This window comes from Cytobacillus firmus DS1, from assembly GCF_000565285.1.
GTDB classification, from domain to species: Bacteria; Bacillota; Bacilli; order Bacillales; family Cytobacillaceae; genus Cytobacillus; species Cytobacillus firmus_A.
In genome coordinates this window covers 1-17,386 of sequence record NZ_APVL01000041.1, presented here as the reverse complement: position 1 = coordinate 17,386, position 17,386 = coordinate 1, and the positions used below count along the sequence as shown (strand labels likewise).

The 17,386-nt window shown below is 35.2% G+C and carries 16 protein-coding genes and 1 pseudogene; 12 read left to right on the top strand and 5 right to left on the bottom strand.

What is annotated here, in order from left to right:
• Window positions 1-80: 80 nt before the first annotated feature.
• The 3 genes and pseudogenes from PBF_RS25675 to PBF_RS23965 all read right to left on the bottom strand — a co-directional run.
• Window positions 81-371 (bottom strand): annotated as a pseudogene (locus tag PBF_RS25675) (permease); the annotation flags it as partial.
• Window positions 372-390: 19 nt separating this feature from the next.
• The gene (locus PBF_RS23970; protein WP_035333425.1) at window positions 391-585 is read right to left on the bottom strand and encodes a hypothetical protein; all 195 of its coding nucleotides are present in this window, start codon (window positions 583-585) and stop codon (window positions 391-393) included.
• A gap of 51 nt (window positions 586-636) precedes the next feature.
• On the bottom strand, window positions 637-963 hold the full coding sequence (locus PBF_RS23965; RefSeq protein WP_081757370.1) for an ArsR/SmtB family transcription factor: 327 nt from the start codon (window positions 961-963) through the stop codon (window positions 637-639).
• Between the two features lie 529 nt (window positions 964-1,492).
• Between PBF_RS23965 and PBF_RS26015 the strand changes: the two genes are divergently transcribed.
• The 6 genes from PBF_RS26015 to PBF_RS23930 all read left to right on the top strand — a co-directional run bounded on the left by PBF_RS26015 (window position 1,493) and on the right by PBF_RS23930 (window position 6,498).
• Entirely contained in the window at window positions 1,493-1,684 is a 192-nt protein-coding gene (locus PBF_RS26015) for a hypothetical protein (RefSeq protein WP_152539738.1), read from the top strand.
• A 289-nt stretch (window positions 1,685-1,973) separates the two neighbouring features.
• Window positions 1,974-2,420, top strand: coding sequence for an ArsI/CadI family heavy metal resistance metalloenzyme (locus tag PBF_RS23955; protein ID WP_152539737.1), 447 nt, complete (start codon window positions 1,974-1,976; stop codon window positions 2,418-2,420).
• 750 nt (window positions 2,421-3,170) lie between these two features.
• Entirely contained in the window at window positions 3,171-3,926 is a 756-nt protein-coding gene (locus tag PBF_RS23950) for a DUF2087 domain-containing protein (RefSeq protein WP_035333419.1), read from the top strand.
• Between the two features lie 17 nt (window positions 3,927-3,943).
• On the top strand, window positions 3,944-4,297 hold the full coding sequence (locus PBF_RS23945; RefSeq protein ID WP_035333418.1) for a GIY-YIG nuclease family protein: 354 nt from the start codon (window positions 3,944-3,946) through the stop codon (window positions 4,295-4,297).
• A 266-nt stretch (window positions 4,298-4,563) separates the two neighbouring features.
• Window positions 4,564-5,172 carry a hypothetical protein gene (locus PBF_RS26300; RefSeq protein ID WP_051489008.1) on the top strand — a complete coding sequence of 203 codons (609 nt, stop codon included), beginning with the start codon at window positions 4,564-4,566 and terminating at the stop codon, window positions 5,170-5,172.
• A gap of 231 nt (window positions 5,173-5,403) precedes the next feature.
• Window positions 5,404-6,498, top strand: coding sequence for a tetratricopeptide repeat protein (locus PBF_RS23930; RefSeq protein WP_235192332.1), 1,095 nt, complete (start codon window positions 5,404-5,406; stop codon window positions 6,496-6,498).
• A 65-nt stretch (window positions 6,499-6,563) separates the two neighbouring features.
• On the opposite strand, the gene PBF_RS23925 is transcribed toward PBF_RS23930, so the two are convergent.
• A complete protein-coding gene (locus tag PBF_RS23925) occupies window positions 6,564-7,607 on the bottom strand; it encodes a GIY-YIG nuclease family protein (protein ID WP_064503428.1) in 1,044 nt (347 codons plus the stop codon).
• A 299-nt stretch (window positions 7,608-7,906) separates the two neighbouring features.
• On the opposite strand from PBF_RS23925, the gene PBF_RS23915 reads away from it, so the two are divergent.
• The 6 genes from PBF_RS23915 to PBF_RS23895 all read left to right on the top strand — a co-directional run bounded on the left by PBF_RS23915 (window position 7,907) and on the right by PBF_RS23895 (window position 16,314).
• Complete coding sequence (locus PBF_RS23915) at window positions 7,907-8,308, top strand: (deoxy)nucleoside triphosphate pyrophosphohydrolase (protein WP_035333414.1); 402 nt, start codon at window positions 7,907-7,909, stop codon at window positions 8,306-8,308.
• A gap of 114 nt (window positions 8,309-8,422) precedes the next feature.
• Window positions 8,423-11,320 carry a DUF3427 domain-containing protein gene (locus PBF_RS23910; RefSeq protein WP_035333413.1) on the top strand — a complete coding sequence of 966 codons (2,898 nt, stop codon included), beginning with the start codon at window positions 8,423-8,425 and terminating at the stop codon, window positions 11,318-11,320.
• A 275-nt stretch (window positions 11,321-11,595) separates the two neighbouring features.
• Window positions 11,596-13,674: a DEAD/DEAH box helicase family protein gene (locus tag PBF_RS23905; protein WP_035333412.1), complete on the top strand. Its 2,079-nt coding sequence runs from the start codon at window positions 11,596-11,598 to the stop codon at window positions 13,672-13,674.
• A 13-nt stretch (window positions 13,675-13,687) separates the two neighbouring features.
• Window positions 13,688-13,861, top strand: a complete 174-nt coding sequence (locus PBF_RS26295) for a hypothetical protein (RefSeq protein WP_160169288.1) — start codon at window positions 13,688-13,690, stop codon at window positions 13,859-13,861.
• A 1-nt stretch (window position 13,862) separates the two neighbouring features.
• Complete coding sequence (locus PBF_RS23900; protein WP_035333411.1) at window positions 13,863-15,854, top strand: AAA family ATPase; 1,992 nt, start codon at window positions 13,863-13,865, stop codon at window positions 15,852-15,854.
• A gap of 1 nt (window position 15,855) precedes the next feature.
• Window positions 15,856-16,314 (top strand): DNA phosphorothioation-associated protein 4, encoded by a 459-nt coding sequence (locus tag PBF_RS23895; protein WP_035333410.1) that lies wholly within the window; start codon window positions 15,856-15,858, stop codon window positions 16,312-16,314.
• 18 nt (window positions 16,315-16,332) lie between these two features.
• Here PBF_RS23895 and PBF_RS23890 read toward each other — a convergent pair whose 3' ends face one another.
• Window positions 16,333-17,187: a hypothetical protein gene (locus PBF_RS23890; protein ID WP_152539736.1), complete on the bottom strand. Its 855-nt coding sequence runs from the start codon at window positions 17,185-17,187 to the stop codon at window positions 16,333-16,335.
• Window positions 17,188-17,386: the final 199 nt, after the last annotated feature.

Sequence of the window (17,386 nt, the reverse complement as noted above, 5' to 3'; positions counted from 1 at the left end):
CACTTATTAGCTGCATAGGCGCTTTTTTATAAACTGTCCGTAATTGGGGGTACAGTTCATCCCAAAGGTCTTTTTTCTTCTTAGACTAAATAAAATACAAAACCTGAAATGGTGGACATGACAAAAACCGAAAAAACAAAGGTGAACACGAGTTCTTTCTTGAAGATTGATTTTAAAAGAACCACCTCTGGCAAGCTGGCACCCGCGGAACTGATGAGCATTGCCATAACAGGCCCCAATGCCATTCCCTTGGCAATCAGAATTTGAGAAATCGGGATCATACTGGACAGACGGATATATAAAGGAATGCCGACAATTGCTGCTATTGGAATCAGCCACCAATGATCTTTACCAAAGTAACTTGAAATCCATTAACAATCCTTATTCCTCCTAGCATTCGCAAATGCAAACACATTGATTTTGTTTGCTGGGTTCTGCTGTTTCTTTTACCGAAGAGAACTTCCTGACGAGTTTTCTGAAAAAGGAATCTTCGCTTATTTTTGCAAATTTCCATGCCTCATTTGACATCCTTTCAATTTCCTGCTGGTGTGCTTTAATGATCAATTCATAATTGTAGTAATCCATCTTTACTCCTCCTAATTAATCAAAAAAATTTGATATATACTTTAAAAAAAATTAGCAGCAAGTAGGTTTAAACAAGCAGCATAACTCTGGTGACAATAAGTGATTTAATTCATCTTGATTCAGCTCGTAAAAACTCCAGGTGCCTTTTGTTTCTTTTTTGATGATATTTGCATCAAGTAAGATCTTTAAATGATAGGACAGTTTGGATTGGCTCATTTCCATTAGTGGAGCGATGTCACACACACACATGGAGCCATTCTGGGTTAGTATATTCATAATTTGAAGCCGCTTTTTATCTGCAATGGCTTTAAATTTACCCTCATAAAGTTCAAATAGGTGATCCATCGTTGGATTTTGATTTGTCATTTCTGATTTCATTGCATTCACCTTTCTTTAATCAATAATTCTTGATGGATTAATCATATATCCAAAATTTTCATATGTCAACAATTAAAATCAAAAAAAATTGATTAATAAGTAAATTCACATATTGTCATAATTATCTGTTAAATATATGATTGGAATATCAAAAAAAATGGAGGTTAAGGAAGGTGGTTTGTTTGCAGTTTCATATGGGTGGTTGATCAGTAAAGGAAAAGCTGTATAAGGATATGGCATATTTGAAATCTGAAAAAGCAGGCGGGCGGTTACCTGGTTCACTTGAGCAAAGGTAACTGGCCAATTCCTAGCCGAAGAGTTAAGTGTTCTCTGTGCTCTACCCGCTGGGGAAGAGGGGGATTTCCTTTAAGCGCAACCATTAAGGTAGATAGCATTGGATTCGAACCGAGATTACTGAAAAAGAGGGATGGGCATATCACGCCCGGAGATTGGCTCGCCAATTTATCGGCTGAAATCATTGAAAATCATGGAGTAGAAGTTGCCCTGGGTTTCTGGAGGAGAAGATTCCTTGGCTTTTCAACAGGCAGGCATAACAGCCATTGGGCTGGGGCAAAAGCCAACTGACTCCAGTCAAAGAGGCATCCATACAACCGAAGACAACTTAGAAAATTACTTTTGGGAACCAGTAGATACAGCTTATAGAATACTTCATGATTTGGTGCAATCCATCATAGAAAAACCATCACTATTGTCCTCTTGAAAAAATAATCAAATTTTTTTGATTAATTGGTTGCATTTAGAAATAATTGCTAATATACTTTAATTATAAATCAAAAAAAATTGATTTATAATATCATTAACCAATAAGGGAGCTGTTAAAAATGAATTTCATTAAAAAATTTACTGGCCAATCCGCTAAATCGTCTGGTTGCTGTGATATTGAAATCAAAGAGGTCGAAACAACTCAAGAAGAATCCTGCTGCGGCTCAGCTGATGAACAACAGTCCTCATGCTGCTGATATAAAAGAAAAAGACTAAAGGGGCGATCTATTATGAAAGTACATGCAGGAATTAATGTAACGGATTTAAATCAATCAATTGAGTTCTACTCAAAAGTTTTTAATGCTGAACCAGTAAAAGTAAAGGAAGATTATGCTAAGTTTTTATTGGAAGATCCAGGTCTTAACTTCACCCTGAACTTAACGGCAGAAGTTTCAGGAAACCAGGTGGGACATTTTGGTTTTCAAGTTGAAAATCAAGAAGAAGTTTTTCATCATAAAGAAAGATTAGAGAAACTTGGCTTCTTCGCCCGTGAAGAAATGGATGTTACTTGCTGCTATGCTACGCAGGATAAATTTTGGGTGACTGATCCTGACGGAAACGAGTGGGAATTTTTCTATACTAAAGCGGATGTGGAGTCAATGAAAACTGATTCCTCCTGCTGCACACCCCAGAAAGTCGAAATTGAAGTAAAAAACTCTTCGTGCTGTTCATAACAACAAGAAAAACGCTGAGATTCTCAGCGTTTTTCTATGATAGTTAGTACCTGCCTCGTTATCAATAGGACAACATGAGAAGAAATAAAAAAATATTTGATATCATAAAAATAACCATGTCTTTTGATTTTTTGAAGAGTATTTTCCATTAAGCAAACAGGAATTTTGGGCAATCGGATATTAATGACTTCCTTGCCAAAGCTTGTGATCTTTACAGGAGTGTATGGGGTTGACATTTCCTATTTTGCATTTATAAAACAAAAAAGTCCTTTATTAAAGAAAGTTAACAGTTTATTTACAAATCGGTAAAGGTCCAATTGTTCGACATTTTTTTAATAATCACTTGATATAATGACATTATTTTAAGAGGAAGGGAGATGAACATTTGTAGCGGGACTAAACCCATCCAAATTAAAATCCAATCACAGGGGGAGGAACCATGACAGAGATTTTGCTTTATGTCGGTACATATATTTCTCTTACTTTTGCCCTTGGATGGCTGATTACCCTTGCCTTTAATCTGTTTTTAAAATGATCATTCCTGTAAAGACCTTCTTTCGTTGGAGGTCTTTATTTTTTTTGAATGTTTGATCTTCAGATAAACAGCTGCAAATTTTGTTTAGAAATAAGATAACAAAAATAAAACTTGTTTAAGAATTGTTGACTAAAAACAAACAATAATTTATTATGTTTAGTATAAATCAAACAAAATTTTATATTGTTTAGTAAAATAAGGATGTGTTTGAACTGGTGGAATTATTAAATCATTTCTGGGACGCCACTTTGGAGGAACTAAAGCAGGGTTACATGGAAGAAAAAGAGACATACACTTGCCTTTTGTGCGGGGAAAAGACAGAAAAAGGCATTGTCTATCCGTATCAAGATCGATTTTACGAAGCGGAACGGTATATGCGTATTCATATTGAAACAGAGCATATATCGGTTTTTGACTATCTCCTTTCGATGGATAAGAAGCTTACAGGGCTTACCGATCATCAGAAAAGTCTTCTGCAGCTTTTTTATCAGGGAAAAAGCGATAAGGAGATTCAAAAGGAACTGGATATGGGGAGCACTTCGACCATTCGTCATCACCGCTTTGCGTTAAAGGAAAAGGAACGTCAGGCAAAGACCTTCCTTGCGATCATGGAATTGCTAAAGGAAAAGGATGAGCACGCACCAGCGTTCCTGCCGGTCCATAAAACCGCCACGATGGTGGATGACCGCTACAATATCACACAGGAAGAACAGGAGAAAATCCTTAAGAAATACTTTCCTGAAGGAAGTCATAAACCACTTGTCAAGTTTCCGCCTAAAGAGAAGCAAAGGCTGATTGTACTGCGGGAAATTGCCGGCAGGCTGAAGCCTGAACACACATATGGCGAGAAAGAGTTAAACGAGGCACTAAAGGCCATTTATGAGGATTATGCTTTGATCAGAAGGTATTTGATCGATTATGGGTTTTTAGACCGAAAGCCCGATGGCAGCGAGTATTGGCTTAAAAAATAGAAAAACGGGGGATTACCATGGAACGTAAAAGAGAATTAAAGCAGCAGTTTAAAGAAATACCCATTGAAGCAGGGGTATATCAAATTAAAAATCTAGTGAACAATAGAATCTTTATTGGCAGCACAAATAATTTAAAAAGCTTAAATGGAGTAAGATTTTCACTCGAAACAAACGGCTATATGCCTAATCGGGAGCTGCAGGATGAATGGAATCAGTTTGGAAAAGAGGCTTTTGAGATCAGCGTTCTGGAGAAGCTGAAAAAGAAAGATGATCCTTATTTCAATGAGAAGGAAGCGCTGGAGAAGCTGGAGGAAAAGTGGCTGGAGGAGCTGCAGCCTTATGGGGATAAAGGATATAACAAGAAAAAATGACGTGTGGGGATTCTACACGTCATTTCTTTATACTTGTTTAGCCAGTAAGGATTCCTTCAGACAATCTTCCCCTCAACCATTCGTCATGTGTGTGATGGTGTCGCCAAAAGGAGAAGTCTGGTCTAGGAATTTCCATATTTTAGTATCGCTATAGGCGCATACTGTCACTTAAATCTGGATGACTATTATCTTAAATTTACTATAGTCCAAGACTTCTTAAAATATTTTCATATTATGCATTAAAAATGGATATTAAGGAGCAAAAAATGAATAAAAAAAACCGTTTCTATCCAGAAGGATGTTCGTTTTATCCCCAATCAGCAAATTACAGTTGTCCACCCGGACCTCCGGGGCCAAGAGGAGTGAGAGGGCCACAAGGAGAACAAGGGCCTCAGGGACCTCAGGGGCCTCAAGGACCTCAAGGGGAGACTGGGCCTCAGGGACCTTCAGGGCCTATACAAGAACCAGTATATGGATCGCTATATTTGACCCAGGGATTTTTTAATATCCCAGTGGATGGTGTCCCCATCGAATTTGATACTGTAGGGCCGACTTCCGGAATGATTGCAGACCCAGCGAATAACTCAATAACTATATTTAGTGACGGTCTGTATGAGATAAACTTTTCCCTAACAAATAGAATATCAAATTCAACAAGTTATTATTATTATTGCATTGTAATTAATGAGGAATTAAAACTTCATTCATCTATTTACTTTCTTAATCGAGGATCGAATGAAATTTGGTTTAATGGCTCTAAGACAGTTCTTTTAACATTAAGTGAGAATGATAAAATTACTGTTCGGCCATTTGGAGTCTCAGGAAATAACCAGTATGTAGGACAGATGTTAATTGTTAAAAAGATAACCTCTTGATTTGAAGGGTTTTCTTTGGCTGGAAAATAAAACAATCGTTAATCAGAACGCTCACAATGAGCTTTTTTATTAACGATTTGTTTTATTTTATTACTATTTTCCTGATGAATCCTTTGCAGGTTAGCTGGCTTTCTAATGAATTTGGTTAAAAATGTTACAAAATTTTCACAATTCATTCGACAATATTCGCGCGTAACTGGCCGCTGATTTCTATATAGTGAAAAGTGTTAAATGGATGCAACGTTTTTAATAGATTGGGGTGTAATGATGAGAACTTTAAAGATAAAAGACTTAACCCTGGACGCTCTGGAAGAACTGGAGCATGACCTTCATGAAAACGGGGAAAAAAGCGATTACGGCTATTACATGCAGCTGGTGATCCTCTATGAAACGATGTATAAGAAGCTTACAAATCTCTCAAGAAATAATGGCCCCTATTATGATGCCTCCCTTCAGCAAACGAAAAAACTGCTGATATCTTATCTTATTAAATATGGAACCTACTTAAAAATGAATCACTTCAGGGATGACGGTGATGCTGTAGAGTCACTGCTTAAGGCGATTAGAGTGGAACAAAAGCTTCCAATAGCGTATTACCGTCTCGGTTACCTCGCTTATAAACATGGCAAATACGGTTCAGCTGTCCGCTATTTCCAGCAGGCCCTGAGCAAGCAGCTCTCGGGTGACCCAAGCTACAGCCTCAATCAGCAGCAGGAATTGCATGCCAATATATATTTGGCCAACAGTGGGCTGCATGTTGCGGGCGAGACCTATGAAACGATGGGGAAACTCCCATCTCTGGATCAGCTCCCGAACGTAGAGCTGTCCCCGTTATTTGAAGCATTATCAGCAAATGAAGCCTACTTACATAACCATGCCTTTTACAAAATCACAAAAAATAAAAAGGTAACATGCTCTAAGGAAGTTTGCGAAGACTTTTATGAAAACAGTGAAGCAGGTGAACTTGTCCTGTACTTTAACGACCGGGAAAATATTCTCTTGTTTAATGGGGAGGATGCCATTATTACGCCAACCCAGGCGCATATGATCAGACATTTCATGCTTTCCTCTAGCAAAGAAAACCCATGCACGAGAATCACCATGCGGGATTTCTTTGGAAGAACGGGGAGTGACGGGGAGGTAAAAAAGAGCACCTTCATCAAATCGATTGAAAGGCTCAGGGAAAAATTACGGCTTTTTGATATTCCTGAGATGATTGTAGTAACCGAACACAGGGGAGAGACTGCTTATTATTATAATGAATCCTATCCATTTACCGTTCTCTTCAGGGTTGATGAAGCTTTTGCGAATGAGTATGTGAACTGAAAAGCACGGAATGGGGAGCCTGATCACCTGTGCAGATTAGGCTTCTAGATTGAAAGAACAGCCCCTTATTCATTATAAATAGGGGGCTGGGAGTGCTGATGGTTATTTAGTAAATTCTTTAGTGCCAGATCCAGGGTGGAATGATTCTCATGTTCCAGCCAGTTTTCTGGAATGATGAGATAAGAGCAGCTGCCGCTGTGTAAATAACGGTAAATAATATGGGCTGCATCGATTTCATGTCTGCTAATCTCTCCGGCCGCATTTGCTTCATCTTTTTTAAAATAAGCTAAAATGTTCGCTTTTATTTTTTCGCTAATGCTGCCTGCTGCTGCAAAGCTGTGGCTGAACAGAATCTCCGTCCTTTTTATAAGGAAAAGCTTAATCGTTGAATCTGTTAATCTTTCGATCGCGGCGATAGTATGATTTTCTTCAGTGAATTCGATCACTTTTTCTTTTTTTAACAGGGAGTTTACTGCCTGTATATGATCCCGGTAGGCGGAGGCCGCTTCAAAATCAAATGCTTCAGAGGCGTTCAGCATCATCTGATTCATGTCCTCCAGAATACTCATGTCAGTGCCTTTCAGAAAACCAATAAACCTGTCCAGGATGTCATTGTACTGCTGTTCCGCAGGTCCCTCAAGACACCGGCCAAGGCAGGAGCCTAAGGAATAATTCAGGCAGGCGGAGTTCGTTCCGTTAGGATTGCTGCAATTCAGCTTAAAGCATTCCTTTAACCCGCGGAGAGCTTTTTCCACATTTCTTCGGCTTGTGAAAGGGCCAAAATAAACCCTGCCGTCATTTTCAATAGGATTATAGGCAATATCAATCTTCCGGTGATTGCCGGTAAGGCTGATCGAGATATAAATGAATGACTGCGGACTCTTCATCATTCGATTATATAGCGGCTTAATGCTTTTAATTAATTGGCATTCAAGCATAAAAGCCTCGAATTCAGTATCTGTCAGGATATAGTCAAAATCCCTTAAGTGTTTGACCAGCTTTTTAATCTTGGGAGAATGATTGTTGGAGGCCCGGAAATAAGACTGAACCCGATTCTTTAGATTTTTCGCCTTCCCCACATACAGAACTTGACCCTGCGAATCCTTCATCAGATAGACGCCTGGCGTTAAGGGCAGGTTTTTCACCTTGTCAGGGAGATTAATAGGGATTCATTCCTTTACTAGAAAATATATATTTTGTATTTTATCATGGGAGGGGATTTGGGAGCTATTTCTCAAAGCTTCTTTTGGTACCGTAGACCTCCATAAGAAATATCACAGTGACAGGGACCATTTCCTCGAAGCCATTTTGATTCAAACGGTTCAAACCCCCACACAAAATGGCCAACTTGAGTTATACTAATTAATATCAAATATAAAGTAAGTCTGTTTATTTTTATGGAGGATTTATGAAAAAAAACATTCATGTAGTTGGGGCAGTTATTATTGAAAATGGTAATATTCTCTGTGCTCAAAGAGGTCCATCGAAAGCTCTTCCTTACAAATGGGAATTTCCTGGAGGGAAAATTGAGAGTGGAGAAACGCCGCAACAAGCACTAGTTCGGGAAATTAATGAAGAAATGAAATGCAAAATCGAAATAGGTGAACAAGTTGAACATACTGTATATGAATACGATTTCGGTATTGTTCATTTAACTACTTTTTATTGTAAATTGATCGAAGGAAAACCTACATTAACAGAACATGTTTCGATAAAATGGGCGTCACCGTCAGATCTTGAAGCTTTGGACTGGGCTCCTGCTGATATCCCAGCCATCAATAAAATTTCAAAAACTCTATCCTTAAAATAAGTATTTCCAAAAGCTATTTACAAAAAGTAGATAGCTTTTTATATGGGAATTTATTGAAATGGAAATACTCCAAGTTTAAAATGGTAATAATAACTAGTAAGGAATGGAGTAGAAATGAGTAATTTAATTCGAAATTTAGAAGCTTCTTTGAATAGAGGATTTATTAATCAGCAGCATCAGGATTCAGGGAATTATAAACCCAAGTTATTAATTAACAATGCCAAAAAAAGTGAAAATGTTTTAACTACATTAATTGATGAGCTAGAAAGCTGTAAGTCTTTTATTTTTTCAGTGGCGTTTATAACAGAAAGCGGCCTTGCGACTCTGAAATCATATCTTTATGACCTCCACTTAAAAGGCATTAAAGGTCGGATACTTACCTCGACTTTCCTAAACTTTAATCAACCAAAAGTCTTTAGAGAATTAATGAAGTTAACCAATGTGGAAGTAAGGCTAGCAGATCTTAAAGGTTTTCACTCAAAGGGATATATTTTTAATAAAGACACTCATTATTCACTTATAGTAGGGAGTTCAAACTTAACTGCTCAAGCCTTAAAAGTGAATTATGAGTGGAATGTGAAGTTAACATCTCATGAAAACGGAGAATTAGTCCATCATTTCAAAAATCAATTTGAAGAAGTATGGGAGAAGTCTAGGATATTGACTGAAGAATGGATTGCTGAATATGAAAAGAAATATGTTGATGTCAACAACCATGTTATTCAAAACGTTCTAGAAATGCCTAGTCAATATCAAACCAATTCTATTGAAGAAGCAATTAATATTGTACCAAACAAAATGCAACAAGCAGCCTTAGAGCAAATTCAATCTCTCCGTGAAGCAGGAAATGATAAGGGTTTAATTATTTCAGCAACCGGAACTGGAAAAACATATCTATCAGCTTTTGATGTTAGAAGATTTAATCCTAAACGGATGCTATTTATTGTTCACCGCGAGCAAATCTTAAAAAAAGCAAAAGCTGATTTCAAAAAATTATTAGGTGGATTAGAAGAGGATTTTGGAATATTATCAGGGTCTCAAAAACAGACAAATGCAAGGTATCTGTTTGCTACTATTCAAACTATATCTAAGGATGATGTCTTGTCTAGATTTAGTGAAGATGAATTTGACTATATTCTTGTTGATGAAGTACATAAAGCAGGAGCCAGTTCTTACCAGAAGGTAATGAATTATTTTACACCAACATTCTTATTAGGCATGACTGCGACACCTGAGCGGACGGATGACTTTAATATATATGGGCTGTTTGATTACAACATTGCATATGAAATTAGATTACAAGAAGCACTTGAAGAGGACATGCTCTGTCCATTCCATTATTTCGGTGTTACAGACATTGAATATAATGGAAAACTTATCGATGATTCCGCAGTTCTTTCTCATTTGATTACAGAAGAACGGGTAAATCATATTATTGAGAAGATAAATTATTATGGGTTTTCCGGAGAAAGTGTTAAAGGATTAATTTTCTGCAGTCGAAAAGAGGAGGCTGGGAAGCTATCAGCAGCTATAAATGAAAGAGGATTCCGAACAGTAGCTTTAACAGGTGATCATACACAAGAAGAAAGAGAAATGAGAGTTAATCAACTTGAAAATGGAACCTTAGATTACATTTTGACAGTTGATATTTTTAATGAGGGTATAGATATTCCATGTATTAATCAAGTTGTCATGCTAAGACAAACTCAATCCAGTATTATATTTATCCAACAGCTGGGCAGAGGCTTACGTAAACACACATCAAAAGACTATGTCACAATAATAGACTTTATTGGAAACTATAAAAACAATTATTTAATCCCAATTGCTCTTTCAGGTGATAAATCCCAAAATAAGGACAATATCCGCCGCCGTACAAAAGATACAAGTTATATCAAAGGAGTCTCTACAGTTAACTTTGAAGAGATAGCTAAGAAACAAATTTTTAAATCAATAAATAATAGTAGACTTACAGAATTGAGACTAATAAGGGAAGCCTTTGTTGAGTTAGAAAATAAGATTGGAAAAACACCTTACTTGCATGACTTTATTTTAAACCATTCGATTGACCCCGCGGTATTAGTGGATGGCAGTAAACCATACAAACTTAACTATCATCAGTTTTTGTTGAAAATGACAAAAGAAGTTTCTCCATTAACTGATTATGAAAACAAGGTCTTAACTATGGTCACACAAGAAATTTTAGAGGGAAAACGCAAGCATGAAATCATTTTACTAGAAAAACTAATGAATCATAAAAAGGTGAGCTATGAAGATTATATTAGCCAATTACAATTATCAAATTGCAGTACAGATGAAAAGACATTGAATTCTATACAAAGGATCTTTAATTTGTCTTTCTTTAATCAGGTTAGCCGCGAAAAGTATGGTCAAAAACCCATCATAAATCTTAATGCAGGATATTTCACATACAATGAAGATATTGAAAAAAGTTTGCAGAATAATGAATACTTCAAGTTTTTAATAATGGATGTTATAAGGTGTGCAAAAGAAAAGAACAAAGAATATTCTTGTGATAGAGAACTTACATTATACGAAAAATATTCTAGGAAGGATGTATGTAAACTATTAAACTGGGACAATGATGAAACAAGTACAATGTTTGGTTATAAAACCAAGCATCAAACTTGTCCAATCTTTATTACCTACCATAAAAATGATGAAATTGAATCAAGTGTAAAGTACGGTGATGAATTTTTAAGTCAAGAGATCATCAAATGGTTTACTCGAAGCAACCGAACATTAAGCTCACAGGAAGTTAAAACAATTATCCAAGCTAGAAAAAATAACATCGACCTTCATTTCTTTGTTAAAAAAGATGATGATGAAGGTACGGAATTTTATTATTTGGGTAAGGGCTTACCAGATGAAGACTCCGTTAAACAGAGCACAATGGAGGATGGGAAACCTGTTGTTTATATGAACATGATTATGGAAAACGCTATTGATAGTAAATTATATAATTATATTATTAATGAGAATGTAGAATGATGAACCTGTTTTTTAATTATCAACTACCTGTTATTTGGTATAAGATACTTCTTTAATAAGAAAAAAAGAAAAAAGAAAAATGAAGTAGGAGACTAAAGGTTTTTGTTTTGAGTAAAATTAAGAAGGAGAAATAGCAGCCACTAAATTTAGATTTTCGTCTATTTAAATAGGCGAGTTTTTTTTGAATATTTATTGGGAAAATGTGAATCTTTAAGTGACAACTTATTAAAATTATAATTAATAAGATAAGATTAAAACAAGTGAGGTGTTCCCCATTGTTAAGTGATTTAGATTTAAGACATCACTACGAAACAAATGAAAACATAATAAATGAATTCTACTTGCCAACATTATCTAAGGCAAACCGATATAGAAGGGTAATTGGACATTTTTTTACTGAGTCCTTAATCGTTGCAGCAAAAGGTTTAGTGAATTTGATTAGTAATAATGGTGAGATGCTTATGATCACAACTCCACGCTTAACAGATCAGGACATAAATAGAATTAAGGAAAATCCTCATCTAAAAGGGAGTATAATTAGTGCTAGATTAGCAAAAGATTTAAAGCAAATTGATGACCCTTTTGCGAAAGCAAGATTAAATACTATTGCAAGACTAGTAGAAAATGATCAATTAAAAATAAAGATAGTTGTCCCCAAAGATATCTCCTACGGTGGTATTCAATATGAATTGTTTGGAATTGTTGAAGATCAAAATGCAAACAAAATTTCTTTTACATCTCAGGTAAATGATCGAGCAGGAGAATATTATAGGAACTACGAAACAATCGAAGTCTTTTGTTCTTGGAATGCTTATGAGGAGATTAGAGTTAAAAGCAAAGAAGAGTATTTCACACATTTATGGACAGGACAAACTGCAGCTTATGATATCATGGAGTTACCGGTAGAGGTAAAAGATAAATTGTTATCATACAGAATAGAGGATCAAGATCTAATGGAACCAGAAGTCGACTTAGCCCCACATAAATCATGCATAAGTAATTTCCCGATAATCCCCTCTTATATTCAAATAAGAGAGTATCAGCAAGAGGCAATAAAAAATTGGTTTAGAAATAGCTGTCAGGGTCTTTTAGAAATGGCCACAGGAACAGGTAAAACAATTACAGCATTGAGCGCTGCAGCAAAGTTGTGGGAAGTTACAAATCGTTTAGGTGTAATTATTGTTTGTCCATACACTCATCTTGTTGATCAGTGGGTAGAGGATATTAAATTATTTAATATGTCCCCTATATTTGCCTATCAGTCTAGGAATTTGTGGGAGGAGATTTTATTTAATGAGATTAGCGCATTTAGAGCAGGGATTACAAACCATTTTTGTTTAATCACTACAAATGCTACATTCTCTTCCAATAGTATGCAGAATTTATTGACCAATTTAGGAACTGATGTACTTTTTATAGCTGATGAAGCTCATCACCTTGGAGCTAGAAAGAATAGGGAGAGCTTATTACAGTCAATTCCATATCGCCTCGCCCTTTCTGCCACACCAAATCGCTGGCACGATGATGAAGGAACAAAAGAATTAATAAATTACTTTGGAGGTTCAATTGTATTTCAATATGGGTTGGATAAAGCAATTGGAAACTTCTTAACAGAATATTATTATTATCCTCATATCGTATATCTAGATGAAGACGAAAGCGACTATTATTTTGAAATTACAAAAAAGATTGCAAAGCTGTTTTATTTGACTGAATCTGTTGATGAAAATGAATCATTGCAGTCACTTTTAATTGAACGCTCTCGAATACTTAGCAGGGCAAGAAACAAATTGAGTGTACTAAAAGAGTTAATGTCACAAAAAAGGGATTCTCATTTTAATATTGTATATTGCGGTGATAGCCAGGTTGATGGAGAAAAGCAAATTGATGCAGTAGTTAATCTGTTAGGCAATGAATTAGATATGAATGTACATACTTTTACTTCTAGAGAGGATAAAGAGGAGAGAAAACAATTGCTGCAAAGATTTGAAAATGGAGATTTACAAGCATTAGTAGCAATTAAATGCTTAGATGAAGGAGTAGATGTTCCAGCAACTCAAACGGCCTACATCCTTTCGAGTAGTACGAACCCAAGAGAATTTATTCAGCGAAGGGGAAGAGTACTAAGAAAACACAAAAATAAAAAATACTCTTATATTCATGATTTCATCGTTATACCTCGAAGATTAGAGGAGTTAGAGGCTGTCGATTCATCTGTCTTTAACATTGAACGAAATATGATTAAGAGAGAGCTAATTCGATTTTCAGAGTTTGCTGATTTAGCTATAAACGGACCTTTAGCACATGAAAAACTGAACGAAATAAAACATTCCTATCATTTATTAGATATATAAGGAGAGATATTAAGTGAGTATTGAGCAAGAGCAAGTACAGAACATACTTAGCAGACTTCCGGAAGATTATGTATTCATTTTAAAAGAAATATTAGAAGCAGAGAAAGAAATACTGCACAGAAAAAATCTGCAGGGTACAAATATTACTAGCACTATTATGGATATTGTGAAAGAACGGGTGAAATAACATGCTTCTTGAAGAAATAAGATTGAAAAATTTTAGACAGTATTACAACGAACAAATAATAAAGTTTTCAAAGTCAGCCAGTAGAAATGTAACGGTTATTCATGGAGAAAATGGTTCCGGGAAAACGGCATTATTAAATGCTTTTAGCTGGTGTTTTTATGGAAAGTTAGATCTACCTAATTCAAATTTATTAATTAATGAACAGTCACTTAAGGATGCTCACCCCAACGACGAAGTGGAATGTTCAGTTTCGGTAAAATTTAGTGACAATGAAAAAAAATATATATTAAAGAGAAGAATTATAGCTAGAAAAGAACAGCAGGATAAGATTTTTTATGGGGAGCCAGAAGTCCAGTTGGAGTATAAAATTGGAGGTAACTCTGAAATTATTATGAATCCAACTGATGAAATTAACAGAATTCTGCCAGAGAACCTACGAAGCTATTTCTTCTTTGATGGAGAAAGAATAGACAATTTATCTAAAGATAATGGTTCTGATGAAATTAAGAATGCTATTAAAAATATAATGGGCCTAGAAATACTAGAGAGGTCCATTAAGCATACTGGTGATGCAAGTACTAGGTTTAGAAGTGAGTTAAAGAATTATGGCGATTCAAAAACAGTACATTTAATTGAAGAAATAGAACAGCTTGAATCACAGTTGAAAGAGTTTAATACGAGAAGGGAATTGCTTGTTAAGAATTTAGATGTCACAAAAAAACAAATGAAGGAAATTGAAAATAAACTGAAGTTCATTGAAGGTTCTCAAAAGCTGCAACAAGAAAAAGAGCAAAAGGATTATGAACTAGAAAATATAAAAACTGAATTAAAGAAGATAAACAAAGAGCTGCAAGAAGTAGTTAGCAAAAATGGTTATTTAGCGTTTAGTTACACTTCAGTTAATAATTCGGAAGTAATAGTTAAGGATAGTGAATCAGATGGATTTGGGATACCAGGCATTCGATCTGCTTCCCTTATTGATGACTTAATCCAAAAGGGGAAATGTATCTGTGGTACTGAAATCAAAGAAAACTCCGAACACTATCTCCACTTATTAAAGGTAAAGGAATACCTGCCACCGCAAAGTTTGGATAGTGCTATTATAAATTTTAAAACAGGGTTAAATATAGTAAAAGATAATCGCAAAAAATTTTATGAGCAACTTAAAGAGTTGAAACAAAAAGAAGTCAAGCTTCAAAGTGCTGAGCGTAAAATTAGAGAGGAAATTAACGAGATTAAAAGTAAGTTAAATGAAAAAGACTCTGAGGAGATATCCAGCTTAGTAACAAAACTTGAAAAACTTGAAGATTCATATTCTGCTATAAACAGGGAGATAGGTGGGATAGATAACGAAATAAGAAAATTGACGGATGAACTTAATCAGAAAGAAAAAGAACAAAAAAAGATAAACTCAATTGCTGAAAAAGCTCAATTAGCTCAAAGAAGAATTGAAGCATGTCAAACACTAGTCCAAACCATGGAAGATATATATAAAATAAGGGAGAAATTAGTCAGAGTTCAACTTCAAGAAAGAATAACTGAAGTCTACCGGCAATTTTTAAGGAAAGGTTTTGATATTCGTTTATCTGAGCAGTATGAACTTAACGTATATAACCAAAATAATAATAAGGTTGGGATGTCTCAGGGGGAGAGGCAAATTACAAGCTTGGCATTTATAGGTGCAATTGTTGATTTAGCAAGAGAGCAGTATAAGAAAGAAATAAAGGGTGCATTTGAAGAAGGGGGAATATATCCTCTTGTTATGGATTCGCCATTTGGTGCTTTGGATTCGGATCACAGAGAGAGGATTGCAAAAGGAATTCACAAGCTCTCAGACCAAGTTATTGTAATCGTATCTACCTCACAATGGCGTGGGGAAGTAGAGGGACAAATGAAAGAACTGATAGGAAAAGAATATCAATTAAATTACAACGATCCCCGTTTAAACAAAGAGCAGCCATATGAGTATACAGAAGCTGTAGAGGTGATGTGAGATGTATAGAAGAATTAGAAGACCTAAAGATCAGGAAGAGTATTATCTAAGACTAACCGACCAGAGTGAATTTGGAATTTTTTCAACGTTCAAAGATGTATTTATGGCTGCAGGAGTAATTGGCTTTATGGAGAAAAGGAAAAGGGAATTTTCAAGCTCCTTAGAGGGAATTGATTGGCATCGTTTTAACTTAGAAACAGATGAAACTATTATCAATGCAGTTGCTATTAGTGATAGTAAAAATCCTAAATTAGTTAATACAGATGAAGAAACATTTAATGAGAAGGTTCAAATTTTTGAAGAGTATGCTGCAGCTGGGGTAGAAATTCTTTACAAGAAGGTAATGGAAGATCCCAAAAAGGCAATAAATTTATATATAGAATATATTATGTCAATGGAAACTGAGACTACAACCAAAGAGAGAAACTTAAAAGATATTGCTGATTTACTAACATTCTAAAGGGCGGGTAACCCCGCCCTATTTTAGTAAGTAATTTTCTAATGCTTTTGTTATGATAAGGGAACGACTTACTCCTTCTTTTTCAGAGGCAAGAGTTAATTTATTTACAATTTCAGTCTCTAGAATTATGGTTAACTCTGAAGTTGCAGCATTAGTGTTTGTTCTTTCATCCTTTTTCTTTTCCCAGTATTTAATTATCTCCTTAAGATGTGCAATTTCTTTTTTATTAAATATTTCGTCTTTAGATTTTTGGTCAATAGTGAAATAAGAATTGTTAGGGTAGATGGTATCAACTTTGGTATTCATTTCAGTGTTTTCATTTTCAACTGTATGGCTTAATGGTTCTGTTTTTTGATCAAAATTATCCTCTTCTATAGGAAATTGTCCAGAATTGCGAAGTTCGATCTCAAGCACTTCTGTATTAATACCTTTTTCTTTGAGTTCGACTAATGAAATAAGCCCGGCTCTCAATTCTTCTGCAAGTGAGTTAACAAGATCTTTTCTCCTTTTCTTTGTCCATACTTTAAATAATGGATCATAACGATAATCTTCCTTTTTTAGAGCGAGCCGGATGTTAGCTGCAGATGTTTTGAATTGTTCCGCAACTGTTTTCATAGGAATCCCTTTATTTAATTCAATTACTATTAATTGTATATTTACTAGCTTTTCTTTCTTTAGCCACTGATGTTCTTTCGAGATATATTCATAGTCGTTTTCTTTTAGGGTTTGTTCTAATACAGACACAAACTTAATTCTATCTTTATTATTCTTTACATATTTACCTGAAAGGTCATACAAGGTAATTCCTGTGTTAAGTTTATTAACCAGTGAGTCAATTAGTTCCCTTTCTGTCTGTTTTGACCATTTATTCATGAATTGATAGTTTTTATAACCATTTACATGGAGAATATTTAATACTTCCTTATAAGATATATTATACTGCTTTCCAACAGCAGCAATGTCTATTCCATCATTAATGAGATCAACTATTGTATGTACACTAATATTTGGTTTTAATTCATCAATACCTATATGTAAATGTCAACCCAAAAGTTGACCATGTCGCTCATGT